The organism is Dyella lipolytica, assembly GCF_030160075.1.
Lineage (GTDB): Bacteria > Pseudomonadota > Gammaproteobacteria > Xanthomonadales > Rhodanobacteraceae > Dyella_B > Dyella_B lipolytica.
The window spans coordinates 37047-50887 of the sequence record NZ_BSNQ01000001.1 but is presented as its reverse complement, the minus strand read 5'-3'; the positions used below and the strand labels follow the sequence as shown (position 1 = coordinate 50887).

Below are 13841 nucleotides of genomic sequence, written 5' to 3'. Positions count from 1 at the left end.
TACGTGACGCGTCATGTGCTCCCAGGCTTTCGTCTCAGCGCCGGCTACACGCTTGCCGTGCTCGGCAGCTGCGTGCTTCTGCCACTGGCGGCATTGTTGTGGACGGCCTGCGAACTGGGGCCGGCAGGATGGTGGGCACAGGTGGGTACGCGACGGGTGCTGGCGTCCTTGCGCTTGAGTTTTGGTGCGGCATTGCTAGCGGCAACCATCGATGTGCTGCTTGGTCTGCTGGTCGCGTGGGTACTCGTGCGCTACCGCTTCGCGTTTCGCCGGGTGTGCGATGCACTGGTCGATCTGCCGTTTGCACTGCCGACTGCGGTGGCCGGCATTGCATTGACGGCGCTGTATGCGCCGAACGGCTGGCTCGGCAGTCGTCTGGCGCCGTTGGGCATTGACGTGGCTTACACGCGACTGGGCGTGCTGCTGGCGATGGTGTTCGTCGGCCTGCCGTTTGTGGTGCGTACGCTGCAACCGGTACTGGAAAGCATGGAAAGCGATCTGGAAGAAGCGGCCTATACGCTAGGCGCTTCGCCCTTGCAGCGATTTTTCCGGGTAGTGCTGCCGCCGCTGTTGCCGACATTGCTTACCGGTTATGCATTGGCGCTGGCCAGAGCGATCGGCGAGTACGGATCGGTGGTCTTCATTTCCGGCAATCGTCTGTTTCGGACAGAAATCGCGCCGTACCTGATCGTGCAGAAGATCGATTCGCAATACGACTATCGCGGCGCCGCTGCGCTAGGCGCGGTCATGCTTGCGGCGTCCCTGATGTTGCTCGTCGCCATGGCATGGCTGCAACGCTGGACCCGTCGTTGGGCCGTGTTGCGATGATGTCCGCCGTCGCTGCCACGGTGTCCATCGGCGGACGGCCTTCGTGGTCGACCCGAGTGGCGCGCACCAGTTTGGTATTCGCCGCTCTGATGGTACTGGTGTGGTTGCTGGTGTTGCCATTGATCGCGATTTTCGCCGAGGCCTTTCGCCAAGGTGCCGCATTTTTTTGGGCGGCGATCCGTCAGCCCGACAGCATCGCAGCAGTGCGTCTGACGCTCACGGTGGCGGCGATCGCGGTCCCTTTGAATTTAGTGTTCGGCCTCGCCGCGGCCTGGGTGATGACGCATTTCGCCTTCCGCGGCAAAGCCTTGCTTGGCGCCCTGATCGATCTGCCGTTCTCGGTGTCGCCTGTGGTAGCGGGCATGATGTTGATCCTGGTCTATGGCAAGTACGGCTGGCTGGGCGCGTGGCTGGAGGCGCACGGAATGCAGGTGATTTTCGCGCTGCCGGGACTGGTGCTGGCTACCGTATTCGTCACGCTGCCGTTTGTGGCGCGCGAACTGATTCCGCTGATGCAGTCACAAGGCTCGGAACAGGAAGAGGCCGCGCTCACGCTCGGTGCGGGCGGTTGGCAGATCTTCTTTCGCGTCACCTTGCCACGTGTACGTTGGGCGTTGCTGTACGGCGTCCTGCTTTGCAATGCGCGTGCAATGGGCGAATTCGGTGCGGTCTATGTGGTGTCTGGTCATCTGCGCGGCTTGACCAATACCTTACCGTTACAGGTCGACCAGCTCTATGACGAAAATTTTTCCGCTGCCTTTGCGGTGGCTTCACTCCTTGCTCTGCTAACCGTGCTCACGCTCGGCATCAAGCGCTTGCTGGAATGGCGGCACGGCGGGGAGCTGCGTAGACAGTATTGAGGAACACGGCATCATGGGTATCGAGATCTCCCGCCTGCGTCGCCAATTCGGCCAGTTCGCCGCGTTGGATGACGTGAGTCTGAGCATCGCCGACGGTGAATTCGTCGCGGTGCTCGGCCCGTCGGGTTCGGGCAAAACCAGTTTGCTTCGCATTCTCGCGGGGCTGGACCAACCCGACGCGGGCAGCGTGCATCGCGATGGCGAAGATTTGCTGACGCTGGATGCGCGACGTCGCGGCGTGGGCTTGGTGTTTCAGCACTACGCATTGTTTCCGCATATGACCGTGGCGCAGAACGTGGCATTCGGGTTGCAAGTCCGCCCGTGGCGCTTGCGGCCGCGTGCGTCGGCCATCAAAGCCAGCGTGGACGAATTGCTGCGGCGGGTTGAGCTAGAAAGCTTCGCCGCGCGCTATCCCGCACAACTCTCCGGCGGACAACGCCAGCGCGTGGCCCTCGCGCGCGCGCTGGCCATTCAGCCGCGTCTGCTGTTGCTGGACGAACCGTTCGGTGCGCTCGATGCCCAGGTGCGTGTCAACTTGCGTCGTTGGCTGCGCGAATTCCACCGTTCACTCGGCATCACGACCTTGTTCGTGACGCACGATCAGGACGAAGCGCTGGAGATGGCCGATCGCGTGGTCGTGATGAATCGCGGCCGCATCGAGCAGATCGGCACGCCCGAACAGATCTATCGTCATCCCGCCACGCCCTTCGCTTCGCGCTTTATCGCGCGCGGTCAGCCACTGCCAGGAAACGTGGAGGGCGCGACTTTGCGCGTACTTGGTCAGGTATGGCGGCTTGACGGATTCGCGATGGACAACGTGCATGCGGTGGCGGTGCACGTGCGGCCGGAAGACATCGTTCCGGCGTTGCGGCAGGGCGAAGGTCTCTGCGCACGTCTGCTAAGCCTTCGACATGTCGCCGGCAGCGTGCGCGCCGGTCTGCAGGTGGATGGCGTGGAAGAACCGCTCGAGGCCGAGTGGAGCGAACGCGATTGGGGACGTCATGGTGCAGCGGTCGGCGATAGCATCGATATCCATTTCCAGGCGCTGACCATCTTCGGCACCGACAGGGAAGGTCGTGTGCATGCGCGTAGTGAATGTCATCCGCCACATGCAGCGTCGCCGGTGGCCGTGGGACCGTGGCGACGCCTGAGCGCCGAATGATCCGCTTCCGTCGGAAATAAATCACCGTCGGCGCGTATTCGAACAATGCGGTCATAATGGGCGCATGACCGTTACATCAGCTTCCATCGAATCGGCCTCGTTGCGCGCCCTGATCGACGATCGTTACGCGCAGCTGGTTGCCCGCTGCCGCGCGGCCGGCGTACCCCTGCACGACGATGCAGGCGTGGCGGAACGCATTCGCCGCACCTTGTTGGCCAGTGACTTCGCGTTCGAGACGTGGCGTAGCCAACCGCAACTGCTGTCGCCGCAGGGCTTGGAGCGTCTGCGCTCGGGCAGCGACGCGGCAGCGCGCATCGATGCGCTGAAGCTCGATACGGACGAAGCGGCCTGCATGACGTCGCTGCGTCGTTTCCGACACGCGGAAGCCTTGCGTCTGGTGTTCCGCGACGTCAACGGTCTGGACGATTTGCCGGAGATTCTCTCCGCGACCAGTGTGCTGTACGAAGCCTTGCTCGGCAGTGCGATGGAGTGGTCGGAACGCATGCTTGCCGGTCGCTACGGTCATGCACGTAGCAGCGATGGCGAGCTGCAGCGAATGCTGGTGATCGGTTTCGGCAAGCTCGGCGGTAGCGAGCTGAATTTCTCTTCTGACATCGACCTGGTGTTGGCATACCCGCATGGCGGTGAAAGCGACGGCGCTCGTACGCTGGATAACAGCGAGTATTTCGTGCGCTTGGCGCGCCAGCTGGTGCGTCTGCTCAATGAGCCCACCACGGAGGGCATTTGCGCGCGCGTGGACTTGCGCCTGCGTCCGTTCGGCAATGCCGGCCGGCTCGCGCTGCCGTTCAGTGCGATGGAGCAGTATTACCAGCGCGAAGGGCGCGACTGGGAGCGCTACGCCTGGATCAAGGCACGCACCGTGGCGGGCGATCGCAGTGCGGGCAAGCAATTGCAGGAGATGTTGCGGCCGTTCGTATATCGCAAATATCTCGATTACACCGCTTTTGCCGGATTGCGCGAGATGAAAGCGTTGATCGATGCCGAAGTGGCGCGCAAGGACCTGGCCGACAATCTCAAACTGGGACCAGGCGGCATCCGCGAAATCGAGTTCATCGTGCAGCTGGTGCAACTGATACGCGGCGGGCGCGAGCCAAGTCTGCGTGTACGTGGCCTGTTGCCTGCACTTACCGCATGCGAAGCGCGTGGACATATCCCGGCCACCCGTGCGCGTGCTTTGCGCGAAGCGTATGTGTTCCTGCGCCGTCTGGAAAATCGCGTGCAGATGCTGCGCGATGCGCAAACACACGACTTGCCAGAGGACGCGCTGACCCGCACACGTCTTGCGCTCGGCCTGGACTATCCCGCGTGGGAGCCGCTGGCCGACGAGTTGGCGAAACACCGCGAGATAGTCGCGACCGAGTTTGCCGCCGTGTTGATGCCCGAAGGCGGACCGAAAGCCAGCGTGCCGGCCGCCGATGCGATCCTGTGGCGGCGCGCCTGCGACGAATCGCTGAATGCAGGCGTTCTTGAAGCATCCGGCTTCGCGCCTGGCGCGGAGGCGGCCGAAGCGTTGCTCAAACTGCCGCAGGCCGCGCAGCTGCGTGCGATGTCGGCGCGCGCGCGCGAACAGCTCGATCATCTGATGCCGCAGTTGCTCGCCGCTGCGCGCGATACCGCAGCGCCGGTGCCCTGCCTGCTGCGCTTGTGCCGATTGGTGCAGACGGTGGCGCGGCGTCCTTCCTATCTGGCCTTGCTTGAAGAGCAGCCCGCCGCACGACGGCGTCTGGCGCAGCTGTTTGCGGACAGCGCCTTTCTCGCCGAGCGGGTGATCGCGCAGCCCCTCTTGCTCGATGATGTGCTCGATCCGCGCATCGATCATCTGCCGCTCAAGCGCGCCGATATCAGTGCGGAGATTGCGCACGTGCTCACCACGCTGGATGAGCGCGAAGCGGAAGCGGAACTGGAACGCATCAACGAATTCAAGGCGAGCATTGCGTTCCGGCTAGGGCTCGCTTTCAACGATGGTCGTGCCGATGCGGTCGCGACGGCGCGCCGGCTCTCCGCGCTGGCCGAGTCGGTGGTGAATGCCGTCGCCGCGCTGGCCGAACGTGAAGTGATTGCCCAGCATGGAAAGCTGCCCGGTGCGGGCTCGGGTTTTTCGATACTCGGCTACGGCAGTCTCGGCGGCGAGGAATTGGGTTTTGCGTCCGACCTGGATCTGGTCTTCGTTTTCGATGGCCAGCGCGCGCAGGCGATGAGCGACGGACCGCGTCCGCTGGATGGTTCGCGCTGGTATCAGCGATTGACGCAGCGTGTGATGAACTGGCTGACCGTGCTGACGCGCGCGGGTCGTCTCTATGAAGTGGATACGCGACTGCGGCCGGATGGTTCCAAAGGTTTGCTGGTCGGCAGTCTGGAAGCGTTCGTGGCGTATCAGGAAAGCCGTGCCTGGACCTGGGAGCATCAGGCGTTGCTGCGCGCCAGGCCGGTGGCCGGCGATGCGGCATTGAATGCCGAGTTGGTCGAGGTACGGCGTCGTACGCTCGGCGTATCGCGTGAGCGCAGTGCCGTGCTCAGGGAAGTCAGCAGCATGCGTCAGCGCTGGCGTGCCGAGCGCGATCGTTCGGATGTTGCACAGATCGATCTCAAGCAAGGGCATGGCGCCTTGCTCGATATCGAGTTCGCCTTGCAGGGGTTGGTGCTGGCCCATGCTGCAAGCTGGCCGGCGCTGTTGGGCGTGACAGCGAACGCGGGACTGATCGAAGCTTGCCGCGACGCCGGCTTGCTGGATACGGCGCAGGCGAATTGCTTCACCCGCGCTCATGCGGAGCTGTTGCGTCGCGCGCTGTTATGCACGCTCGATTTACGTTCGCGCATCGCGCCGCGCGATGCGGAGCTCGAAACCCTATGCAACGATGTAAGCGTCGTAACGCATGCGTTGGGTTTCGAATTCTGAGTGAGCTACACGGCTGCGATGCGTCGGCGCAAAGTCTCAGCAATGGCTTCGGTTTCACGTAACGGCGGCTGGCGCAATATCGACGCGTCGTCCAGATCGTGCAGCAAGTTGGCGTCGCGAAGATTTTGATGGAAGTGCGCGATTTTGGATGGCAAGGGCGCAGGCGCCCAGGTCTGCACGGCGCAACCCACCGCGCAGGCTTCGCTGAGCATGTTGACCGAATCGGGCGTGACCACCAGACGATCCGCCCAGCCAAGCACACCAGGATAAGGATTGCCGCCGTCGTCCGGGCCGGCCCAGATCAGGCCGGGGATGCCGCGCAAGCGGGGACGCATGATGTCCATGACAGCAGCCGGCGTGCGACGCGACGCCAGCACCAGCAAGCTTCCGCCCTCGGTACGCTGGCGGGCCAGCAACAGGTCGATCAGCTGCTGCGCATAGTTCGGGTCAATGCGAATGCCGGTGCGCGGACCACCCAGCAGCACGCCCACGCGCGGACTCGGCAGGTGACCCAGCGTAGGGGACGCTTCGCGAGCATCTTCCAGCCAGGCGTCGTCGATGGGGTTCAGTGAGCCTAGCGGCTGCAGCACGTTAGCGCCGGCGAGCCTATCGTGGCGAGGCGCAATGACCGTATCCCAGTGTGCCGGATCGATGCGCGGATCAAGAATCTGCACCGTGTAGCAGCGACCTTTCGCATAGTCGTGGAGCATCCGGGTGAAAAGCGCCGCACTCCGGCCGCATCCGACGGCGACGGCAGGCCACGGCGGCGCGAACGCCGCACGTTGCGAACCCGGCAGGGCGAGGCGGCCGCCGAGGACGACCCGCGGCGACAGCCACGACCACGGCGCGCGCGGCGACAGCACCAAATGGCGAACCGGCATCCCCAGTCGCTCGGCCAGGGCCAGCGCCTGGCGCTGGTTGCCGGCGGCATCGTCGGTGATCGCCCAGCATTCGCCCGGCAATGTGACGTGACTCATGGGATTGTCGTCGGATTCTGCACAGTACGTTTCGCCTTGTTCACTCCTGAAGAATCCGGCTTGCCCTTACACTCTGGTAGCTTGCGCCACCGACGGCGCGTCGTCATGCAGAGGATACCGATGAGCGAGAAGCTTGCCGAGGCGGCACTGGACCAACTGTTCCGTAGTGCCCGTACCTATAACGCCTTTCTCCCCAAGGATGTGAGCGACGAGCAATTGCACGCGCTCTACGAACTGGCCAAGTTCGGCCCGACCAGCGCCAATTGCTCACCGATGCGGTTGGTGTTCGTGAAGTCCCAGGCTGGCAAGGAAAAGCTCAAGCCGTTCCTCTCCGAGGGCAATCGCGCCAAGACGCTTGCGGCACCGGTGACGGCGATCGTGGCCAACGACTATGAGTTTTACGAGAAGCTGCCGCAGCTGTTCCCACACGCCGATGCCCGCAGCTGGTTCGTCGGCAACCAGGAATTGATCGACCGCACCGCCTTCCGCAACGCGACCCTGCAAGGCGCCTACGTGATCATGGCGGCGCGTGCGTTGGGGCTGGATTGCGGGCCGATGTCGGGCTTCGACAATGCCGGAGTGGACGGTGCGTTCTTTGCCGGCACCCCGGTCAAGTCGAACTTCCTGATCAATATCGGCTACGGCGATGCCAGCCGCGATTTGTTCCCACGTAGCCCGCGTTTGTCGTTCGGCGAAACGTGCCGCGTAGAGTAAGAAACCCCGCTACAACAACTTATTGAGGCAGGAGATTTTCGATGCGTACCCTTCGTTACGTGATGTTGGCCGGTTTGCTTGGCGCCGCGATGTCGGCCCAGGCCGCCCCGGTGACCTACAAGCTCGATCCCGGACACACCATGGTGCTGTTCAGCTGGAGCCACTTCGGCTTCTCCAACCCCACCGCTAACCTCGGTATCTCCGACGGTACGCTGGTGTTCGATGAGCAGAATCCGTCCAAGTCCTCGGTGGATGTGACCATGCCGCTGAGCAATCTCGACACGCACGTGCCGGCGCTCGACAAGCATCTGAAAGAGGCTGATTTCTTCGATGCCGACAAATATCCGACCGTGACCTTCAAGAGCACGGGCGTGCAATCGCTGGGCGGCAATCAGTACAAGATCACCGGCGACCTGACCGTGCACGGCGTCACCAAGCCGGTAGTGCTGGACGCCACGCTCAACAACGTCGGCAAGCATCCGATGACCGGCCAGCAGGCGATCGGCTTCAATGCGACCGGTACGCTCAAGCGTTCGGACTTCGGCCTCGGTGCATATACGCCGAAGGTGAGTGACGATATCAAGCTGGATATCACCACCGAAGGCGCTGTGCCGAAGGCTGGCGCGGCGCAGTAAGCACTACCTCTCCCTCTCCCCTCCGGGGAGAGGGTCGGGGTGAGGGGCGAATCTCGCGAAAATGTTGATTTGAAGCGTGCCCCAATGGGGTCAATCGCAAGATTGGCCCCTCATCCCAGCCTTCTCCTCGCTCCTCAAAGCCGAGCACATCCATGTGCTCTCCCCGCGTACCCCGGAGGGGAGAAGGAGCAGGGGCAAAAGAGCCAAGCTCATGCGGGCCTGCTAACATCCGCAGTCCCACGTCCCACCCGGAGCAACACCCCATGTCGGGTTCCCCTGCCGCGGCCGCGCCGATCCTGGCGAATGCCGAAAATCGTTACGAAGTGACGCGTTCGGACCTCCCCTTGTCCTGTCCGATGCCCGGCATGGCAGTGTGGAACTCTCATCCGAAGGTCTATCTGCCGGTCGTCGAAGACGGCGGCGAGTCCATTTGTCCTTACTGCGGCGCGCATTACGTGCTGCGCGACTGAACGCCAGCCATCGTGAAGCCTTGAACGGCACGATTGGTGCTTATTTTTTTGGATGAGAGTCGCGAGTGAGGGAACCATGTCTGTCGCCGCCACGCCGGCCAGGGTGCTGACTGTTGTGCAGCTGATCCCTGCGCTGCGGTCGGGCGGCGCGGAGCGTTCGGTGCTGGAGATGGGGCAGGCATTGGTGCAGGCCGGCCATCGCTCGGTGGTGATTTCGGCCGGCGGCCGCATGACTGCGCAGCTGCAGGCCGAAGGCAGCGAACACATCACGCTGGACATCGGCCGCAAGTCGCTGGGTACCCTGGCTCGCCTGGGTCGGTTGCGACGCATCCTGCGCGAGCTGAAGCCGGACGTCGTCCATGTCCGCTCGCGGCTGCCCGCCTGGATGGGCTGGTGGGCGCTGAAAGGCATGTCGCCCAAACCCCATTTCATCACCACCGTGCACGGGCTCAATTCGCCTGGGCACTACAGCGCCATCATGCTGCGTGGCGAGCGTGTCGTGGTCGTGTCGCAGACCGTGCGCGATTATCTGATCAGCCACTACCGCGACTTGGATACGGCACGCATCCGGATCATTCCGCGCGGAATCGACCCGGACGCCTTCCCTTATGGCCATCGGCCCGATGAGGCGTGGCAGAGGGCCTTTTTCGCTGAATTCCCCAGTCTGGCCGGTGCGCCGCTGCTCACCTTGCCCGGGCGCGGTACCCGCCTGAAGGGGCATCGCGATGCGATCGAACTGGTGGCCGAACTCAAGAAGCGCGGCATCGAAACGCGCCTGCTGCTGCTGGGTGTGATCGAACCCGGTCGCGAGGCCTATGCGCGCGAGTTGCAGGATCTGATCAACACCCGCGATCTCGCCTCGCAAGTGGTGATGACGCCGCCGCGCGAGGACGTGCGCGACATCTACGCCATGTCGTCGCTGATCCTGCAGCTGTCGAACAAGCCCGAAGCCTTTGGCCGCACGGTGGTGGAAGCGCTCGCGCTCTGCCGTCCCGTGCTTGGTTATGCGCACGGCGGTGTCGGCGAGCTGCTTGCCGAACTCTATCCGGCGGGAAGGGTGCCTCCGGGCGACCAGGAGCGTCTGATCGAACGCGCTGCCGAACTGCTGCGTGTGGCGCCGCCGATTTCGCCGTTGCAACGCTATCGCCTCGTCGACATGCAGCGCGCTGCGCTGGCCCTTTACGAGGAAGTGGCCGTCTAGGGAGCGGGACGAGGTAGGCAGCGACAGCTCGCCTACAATGCGAGGATCGTCGTTCCGGATCCGGCATGAACGCTTCCACCCCAGTCCTGAAGAATCTGCTGCGCTCGCCGCCGCTGCCGTTCTGGCTGGTGGTCGCGCTGCTGCCGTTCGGGCGTAGCGCCGAGCTGGGTACGCTTCTGTGCTTCATCGGCGCGGCGTTCGCGTTGCGCCGCGATAGCAAGGCATTCCTGCAAGGCTCGGGTGCGCGCCTACTGCTGATACTTTTGGCCTGCTATATCGGCGCAGCACTGCTTTCGGCACCGACCGCAATGGCGCCTCGTAAGAGCTGGACGACCGTGCTGGCGTTGTTGCGCTATATCCCATTGGGTCTCTATGCCTGCTACGCCATGCGTGGCGAGCAGCGCTTGCAGAGGTTCTATGCCGCCGCCGCGGTGGTGATCGCGATCTGGGTGTTCGATGCGTGGATGCAGATGCTTACCGGCTGGAGCCTGCGCGGCCATGCCGAACCGGAACGCATCTCCGGTTTGTTCGGTGCAGACGATCCGAAGCTGGGGCCCACCCTTGCCGTGCTTTCACCGTTGGCATTGTGGGTCGCTCGACAACGATGGGGACTGCGTGGGCTGATCGTCGCATCCGTGCTGGTGCTGGGCCCGGTGATGTTGAGTGGTTCGCGCGCTGCGTGGATTTGCTATGGATTGGTCGCGCTGCTGTTTGCCTGGCGCGAAACGGGCTCGCCATGGCGATTTATCGCAGCCTGCACGATAGGGGCGGTGCTGCTGCTCGCGGGCGGCGGCATTGCATGGAAGACCTCGACGCGCTTCGATGCGCGCATGCAGCGCACGCTCACAGCCTTGAGCGGCAACGAACAAGATCTCAATCAAGCGATGACCGGGCGACTCGACATCTGGCGCAACAGCGTGGCGATGATCGCAGCACACCCGCTCACTGGCGTGGGTGTACGCGATTTCCGCTATGCCTATTCGCAGTACGCGCCGTCGAACGACCATTTCGTGGTGGCGGAGAATTGCGGCGAGGGCGTCGGTGCCTGTCACGCGCATCAGATTGTGTTGGAGATTCTCACCGAGACGGGTTTCATCGGCTTGATGTTATGGCTGGCCGGTGTTGCGATGGCCTGGCGTGCGTGGCGCCGCGTGGGTGCCGTGGGGCGTACCAGCGCCTTTCCAGTGACCGTTTCGCTCGCAGTGATGCTGTTTCCGCTCAACACCCACCTGGCTTTCTATTCGGCATGGTGGGGTCTACTGTTCGCGTGGCTGCTGGGCTTGTGGAGCGCGGCGCTTTACGCATCCACGAAGGAGCCCGACGATGGCGCGTGAACCGCTTTCGGTCGTAGTGATTACCTACAACAACGCCGACACGCTTGACGCCTGCCTGCGCGAAGTGGACTGGGTTGACGAGATCGTCGTACTCGATTCCGGCTCGACCGACAGCACGGTGGCGATCGCACGCATGCACGGTGCGCGCGTGGAAGTGCATCCTTTCGACGATTATGGCCCGCAGAAACAGCGCGCCTACGACCTCGCCCGCAACGATTGGGTCTTGAACCTCGATGCGGATGAGATGCTCTCGCCCGGCACGCGCGCCATCATCGAGCGTGCACTGGACGACCCCCAACACGCTGGCTTCCGTTTACCGCGCCGCGAACGCATGTTCTGGACGGTGCAACATCGATGGAGCCATCGGAACGGTCATCTGCGCTTGTTCAATCGCAAACGTGGCGGCATGAACGATGTGGAAGTGCATGCCGCGGTAGAAGTGCGCGGCCCGGTCAAGACGCTGTGGGACGCCGACTTTGTCAACAAAGGCGACGGCGACATCGCCACGCGCGTGGAAAAGATCAACCGTTACAGCAGCGGTATGGTGGCGCACAAGTTGCGTCGCGGCCAGCGCTTTACCGGATTTCGCATGGTGATCTATCCGCCGCTGTTCTTCCTGCGGCAGTATCTGCTCAAGCGTTATTTTCTCAGCGGCTGGGCGGGTTTTATCGCCAGCGTGCTGGGTGCGTTCTATGTGTTCCTGAAGTACGCCAAGCTGTATGAGGCGCGCAGAACGAAGAGCGACGGTCGCTAACCGTCGCTAAGGATGCGTACAAACTCGTCCGCGATCACGCGCGTGCCGAAATGACGCTCGACAAAATCCCGCGCTGCAACGCCCATCGGCTCGCGCACCTCCGGATCGCACATGCGCAGAATCGCATTACGCCACGCCGCGACATTGCCCGGCGGCAACAGCAGACCGGTCACGTTGGACGAAAGCGTTTCCGGGATGCCGCCGATATTGCTGCCTAGTACCGGCGCGCCCGCCGCCTGTGCTTCCACCGAAACGCGGCCGAAGGTTTCGGTGGCGATCGACGGAAACGCTAGCATCGAGATAGCGCTGTAATAGGGATGTACATCGTCGATCCAGCCCAGCATGTGATGGCGGTGTGCGAAGGAGCCGGCTTCGATGCGTTCGCCAAGCGCTTGCGAATCTGGGCCGTGGCCCAGCCACATGCAATGCAGCCGTGGCTCCTGCGCCATCGCCGTATCAGCCGCTTCCAACAAGGTGTAGATGCCCTTGCTGCCATGCAGGCGGCCGAAGTAACCGATCACAATGGCATCCTGCGGCATGCCGAGCTTATGCAGGATCTCGCTGCGCTGCTGCGGATCGGGTCGGCACAAGGCCATGTTCACCGGGTTGTACAGCACGCGTACCAGTGGTGGCGGAACACCGCGATCGAGGTAAGCCTGGCGTGCGTGATTGGAGACGGCAAAAAAACGCTGCGCCAGTCGTGGCAGGAGATAGCCCGATACGCGGCCCATCGGCGGCGTGCGATGGCGGAATAGGGCAACCGGCACGTGCAGCAAACGGCTGACGAGGATCAGCGGCCAATATTCCTTGCCGAAGTTGCCGACCAGCCAATCCGGACGAAGATCGCGCGCGGCTTTGAACGTCGCGAAGTAACCACGCAGATCGAACACATTGCGAAACTTGGCCGGATAAAGACGCACGCCCGATGCAGCGAGGCTGTTGGCGATCAATCCACCCGGAAACACGACGGCGCTGACCTGATGACCGGCTTCGACCATCGCCTGTGCGAGAGCCACGAAGTGCGTGGCGGCACCGGTGTTTTCCGGATTGGTGCCGACAAAAAGAAATTTCATGCGTACCCGCTCTCGGAACGTTTGTTTTCGTAATGGGTGAAGGCGCGCATGGCGAACTGCGGCAGTACATGGTGCCGCGCCACTTGCACGCGCGGCAGGCGCCACAGGTCCATGCCGACGGTGGCGCGGCCGCGTTGCGTGGTGGTGGCGGCCGCATAGCCAGCGGTGCGCGTGGCTTCGGCGACGCGGTCGTCCATGTCGCCGTAGGGATAACAGAATTGGGTGACTGGCGTGCCGAGATGGTCTTCCAGATCTGCCTTGCTGCCGGCGATCTCATCGTGAAGCTGTGCATCGCTGCATTGGGTCAGGCGCGGATGGCTGCGCGTGTGCGCGCCGATGTCCATGCCACCGTCGCGCCAGGCGCGCATCTGCGCGGGGTTCATCAATGGTTTCTGGATGCCCAGCTTTTCCGCATCCCAGTTGTTGTAGCGCCCGATGCTGCCGCTGACTACGTAGCAGGTGGCGGTGAAGCCGTAGCGTTGCAGGATCGGCAGCGCCGATTCGAGGTTATCGACGTAGCCATCGTCCAGCGTGATCACGGCGATGCGCCCTTGCCGCTCGCCACGCAGATAGGGCATCGCATCGAACATGGACAGGCCGGTGTAGCCCATGCGCTTGAGCAGCCACATTTGCCGCGCGAAGGCACCCGGGCTCACATACAGGCTGCGCCAGCGGCGCAGGCCGCGCGGGGCCTGGGCGATGTTGTGATACATGAAAATCGGGCAGGCGCGGGCCTGCTGTCCTTCGCTTGCGGTCATGCGGGGCTCCGTCTTAGCCACACGCTGGAGCTTACGGCAAACGTTAGAGCCGGGCGGCATATCGACCGGTAGGGCGGACGGCGGTTGGGCATGGAAACAGATGCTGGGGAATAGCCAGCGTGCTTATCTACCGGGGCATCCTGTCGCTGGCCTGTCGT

General features: G+C 63.2%; 13 protein-coding genes. 10 read left to right on the top strand and 3 right to left on the bottom strand.

Annotation, left to right across the window (positions count from 1 at the left end; translation table 11 throughout):
• The first annotated feature begins 3 nt into the window (after positions 1 to 3).
• From cysT to glnE, 4 genes are all read left to right on the top strand, one after another.
• Entirely contained in the window at positions 4 to 828 is an 825-nt protein-coding gene (gene cysT, locus QQL64_RS00230; RefSeq protein WP_284394907.1) for a sulfate ABC transporter permease subunit CysT, read from the top strand.
• Positions 786 to 1688 carry a sulfate ABC transporter permease subunit CysW gene (gene cysW, locus QQL64_RS00225; protein ID WP_284394905.1) on the top strand — a complete coding sequence of 301 codons (903 nt, stop codon included), beginning with the start codon at positions 786 to 788 and terminating at the stop codon, positions 1686 to 1688. Before cysT ends, cysW begins: the two co-directional genes overlap by 43 nt.
• 13 nt (positions 1689 to 1701) lie before the next feature.
• A complete protein-coding gene (locus QQL64_RS00220; RefSeq protein WP_404600994.1) occupies positions 1702 to 2850 on the top strand; it encodes a sulfate/molybdate ABC transporter ATP-binding protein in 1149 nt (382 codons plus the stop codon).
• Between the two features lie 64 nt (positions 2851 to 2914).
• Positions 2915 to 5767, top strand: a complete 2853-nt coding sequence (gene glnE / locus QQL64_RS00215; protein WP_284394903.1) for a bifunctional [glutamate--ammonia ligase]-adenylyl-L-tyrosine phosphorylase/[glutamate--ammonia-ligase] adenylyltransferase — start codon at positions 2915 to 2917, stop codon at positions 5765 to 5767.
• A 5-nt stretch (positions 5768 to 5772) separates the two neighbouring features.
• Here the strand turns inward: glnE and QQL64_RS00210 are convergent, their stop codons facing one another.
• Positions 5773 to 6744: a mitochondrial fission ELM1 family protein gene (locus tag QQL64_RS00210; protein ID WP_284394901.1), complete on the bottom strand. Its 972-nt coding sequence runs from the start codon at positions 6742 to 6744 to the stop codon at positions 5773 to 5775.
• A gap of 120 nt (positions 6745 to 6864) precedes the next feature.
• Here QQL64_RS00210 and QQL64_RS00205 point away from each other — a divergent pair, with 120 nt between their 5' ends.
• From QQL64_RS00205 to QQL64_RS00180, 6 genes are all read left to right on the top strand, one after another.
• The gene (locus QQL64_RS00205; RefSeq protein WP_284394899.1) at positions 6865 to 7458 is read left to right on the top strand and encodes a malonic semialdehyde reductase; all 594 of its coding nucleotides are present in this window, start codon (positions 6865 to 6867) and stop codon (positions 7456 to 7458) included.
• Between the two features lie 41 nt (positions 7459 to 7499).
• Positions 7500 to 8093, top strand: coding sequence for a YceI family protein (locus QQL64_RS00200; protein WP_284394898.1), 594 nt, complete (start codon positions 7500 to 7502; stop codon positions 8091 to 8093).
• A gap of 263 nt (positions 8094 to 8356) precedes the next feature.
• Positions 8357 to 8563, top strand: coding sequence for a zinc-finger domain-containing protein (locus QQL64_RS00195; protein ID WP_284394896.1), 207 nt, complete (start codon positions 8357 to 8359; stop codon positions 8561 to 8563).
• A gap of 76 nt (positions 8564 to 8639) precedes the next feature.
• Complete coding sequence (locus QQL64_RS00190) at positions 8640 to 9764, top strand: glycosyltransferase (RefSeq protein WP_284394895.1); 1125 nt, start codon at positions 8640 to 8642, stop codon at positions 9762 to 9764.
• Positions 9765 to 9829: 65 nt separating this feature from the next.
• Entirely contained in the window at positions 9830 to 11098 is a 1269-nt protein-coding gene (locus tag QQL64_RS00185) for an O-antigen ligase family protein (protein WP_284394893.1), read from the top strand.
• Positions 11088 to 11852 carry a glycosyltransferase family 2 protein gene (locus QQL64_RS00180; protein WP_284394892.1) on the top strand — a complete coding sequence of 255 codons (765 nt, stop codon included), beginning with the start codon at positions 11088 to 11090 and terminating at the stop codon, positions 11850 to 11852. The genes QQL64_RS00185 and QQL64_RS00180 overlap by 11 nt, the downstream gene beginning before the upstream one ends.
• On the opposite strand, the gene QQL64_RS00175 is transcribed toward QQL64_RS00180, so the two are convergent.
• Both QQL64_RS00175 and QQL64_RS00170 read right to left on the bottom strand, forming a co-directional pair.
• The gene (locus QQL64_RS00175; protein WP_284394891.1) at positions 11849 to 12925 is read right to left on the bottom strand and encodes a glycosyltransferase; all 1077 of its coding nucleotides are present in this window, start codon (positions 12923 to 12925) and stop codon (positions 11849 to 11851) included. The genes QQL64_RS00180 and QQL64_RS00175 overlap by 4 nt on opposite strands.
• Positions 12922 to 13683, bottom strand: coding sequence for a polysaccharide deacetylase family protein (locus QQL64_RS00170; protein WP_284394889.1), 762 nt, complete (start codon positions 13681 to 13683; stop codon positions 12922 to 12924). Before QQL64_RS00170 ends, QQL64_RS00175 begins: the two co-directional genes overlap by 4 nt.
• Positions 13684 to 13841 lie beyond the last annotated feature (158 nt).

Bases quoted from the DNA above. Each gene is read 5' to 3' on its own strand.
- QQL64_RS00175 (WP_284394891.1), bottom strand. From the start codon at position 12,925: ATGAAATTTCTTTTTGTCGGCACCAATCCGGAAAACACCGGTGCCGCC.
- QQL64_RS00200 (WP_284394898.1), top strand. From the start codon at position 7,500: ATGCGTACCCTTCGTTACGTGATGTTGGCCGGTTTGCTTGGCGCCGCG.
- QQL64_RS00205 (WP_284394899.1), top strand. From the start codon at position 6,865: ATGAGCGAGAAGCTTGCCGAGGCGGCACTGGACCAACTGTTCCGTAGT.
- QQL64_RS00180 (WP_284394892.1), top strand. From the start codon at position 11,088: ATGGCGCGTGAACCGCTTTCGGTCGTAGTGATTACCTACAACAACGCC.
- glnE (WP_284394903.1), top strand. From the start codon at position 2,915: ATGACCGTTACATCAGCTTCCATCGAATCGGCCTCGTTGCGCGCCCTG.
- QQL64_RS00195 (WP_284394896.1), top strand. From the start codon at position 8,357: ATGTCGGGTTCCCCTGCCGCGGCCGCGCCGATCCTGGCGAATGCCGAA.
- QQL64_RS00220 (WP_404600994.1), top strand. From the start codon at position 1,702: ATGGGTATCGAGATCTCCCGCCTGCGTCGCCAATTCGGCCAGTTCGCC.
- QQL64_RS00185 (WP_284394893.1), top strand. From the start codon at position 9,830: ATGAACGCTTCCACCCCAGTCCTGAAGAATCTGCTGCGCTCGCCGCCG.
- QQL64_RS00210 (WP_284394901.1), bottom strand. From the start codon at position 6,744: ATGAGTCACGTCACATTGCCGGGCGAATGCTGGGCGATCACCGACGAT.
- QQL64_RS00190 (WP_284394895.1), top strand. From the start codon at position 8,640: ATGTCTGTCGCCGCCACGCCGGCCAGGGTGCTGACTGTTGTGCAGCTG.
- cysW (WP_284394905.1), top strand. From the start codon at position 786: ATGGCTGCAACGCTGGACCCGTCGTTGGGCCGTGTTGCGATGATGTCC.
- QQL64_RS00170 (WP_284394889.1), bottom strand. From the start codon at position 13,683: ATGACCGCAAGCGAAGGACAGCAGGCCCGCGCCTGCCCGATTTTCATG.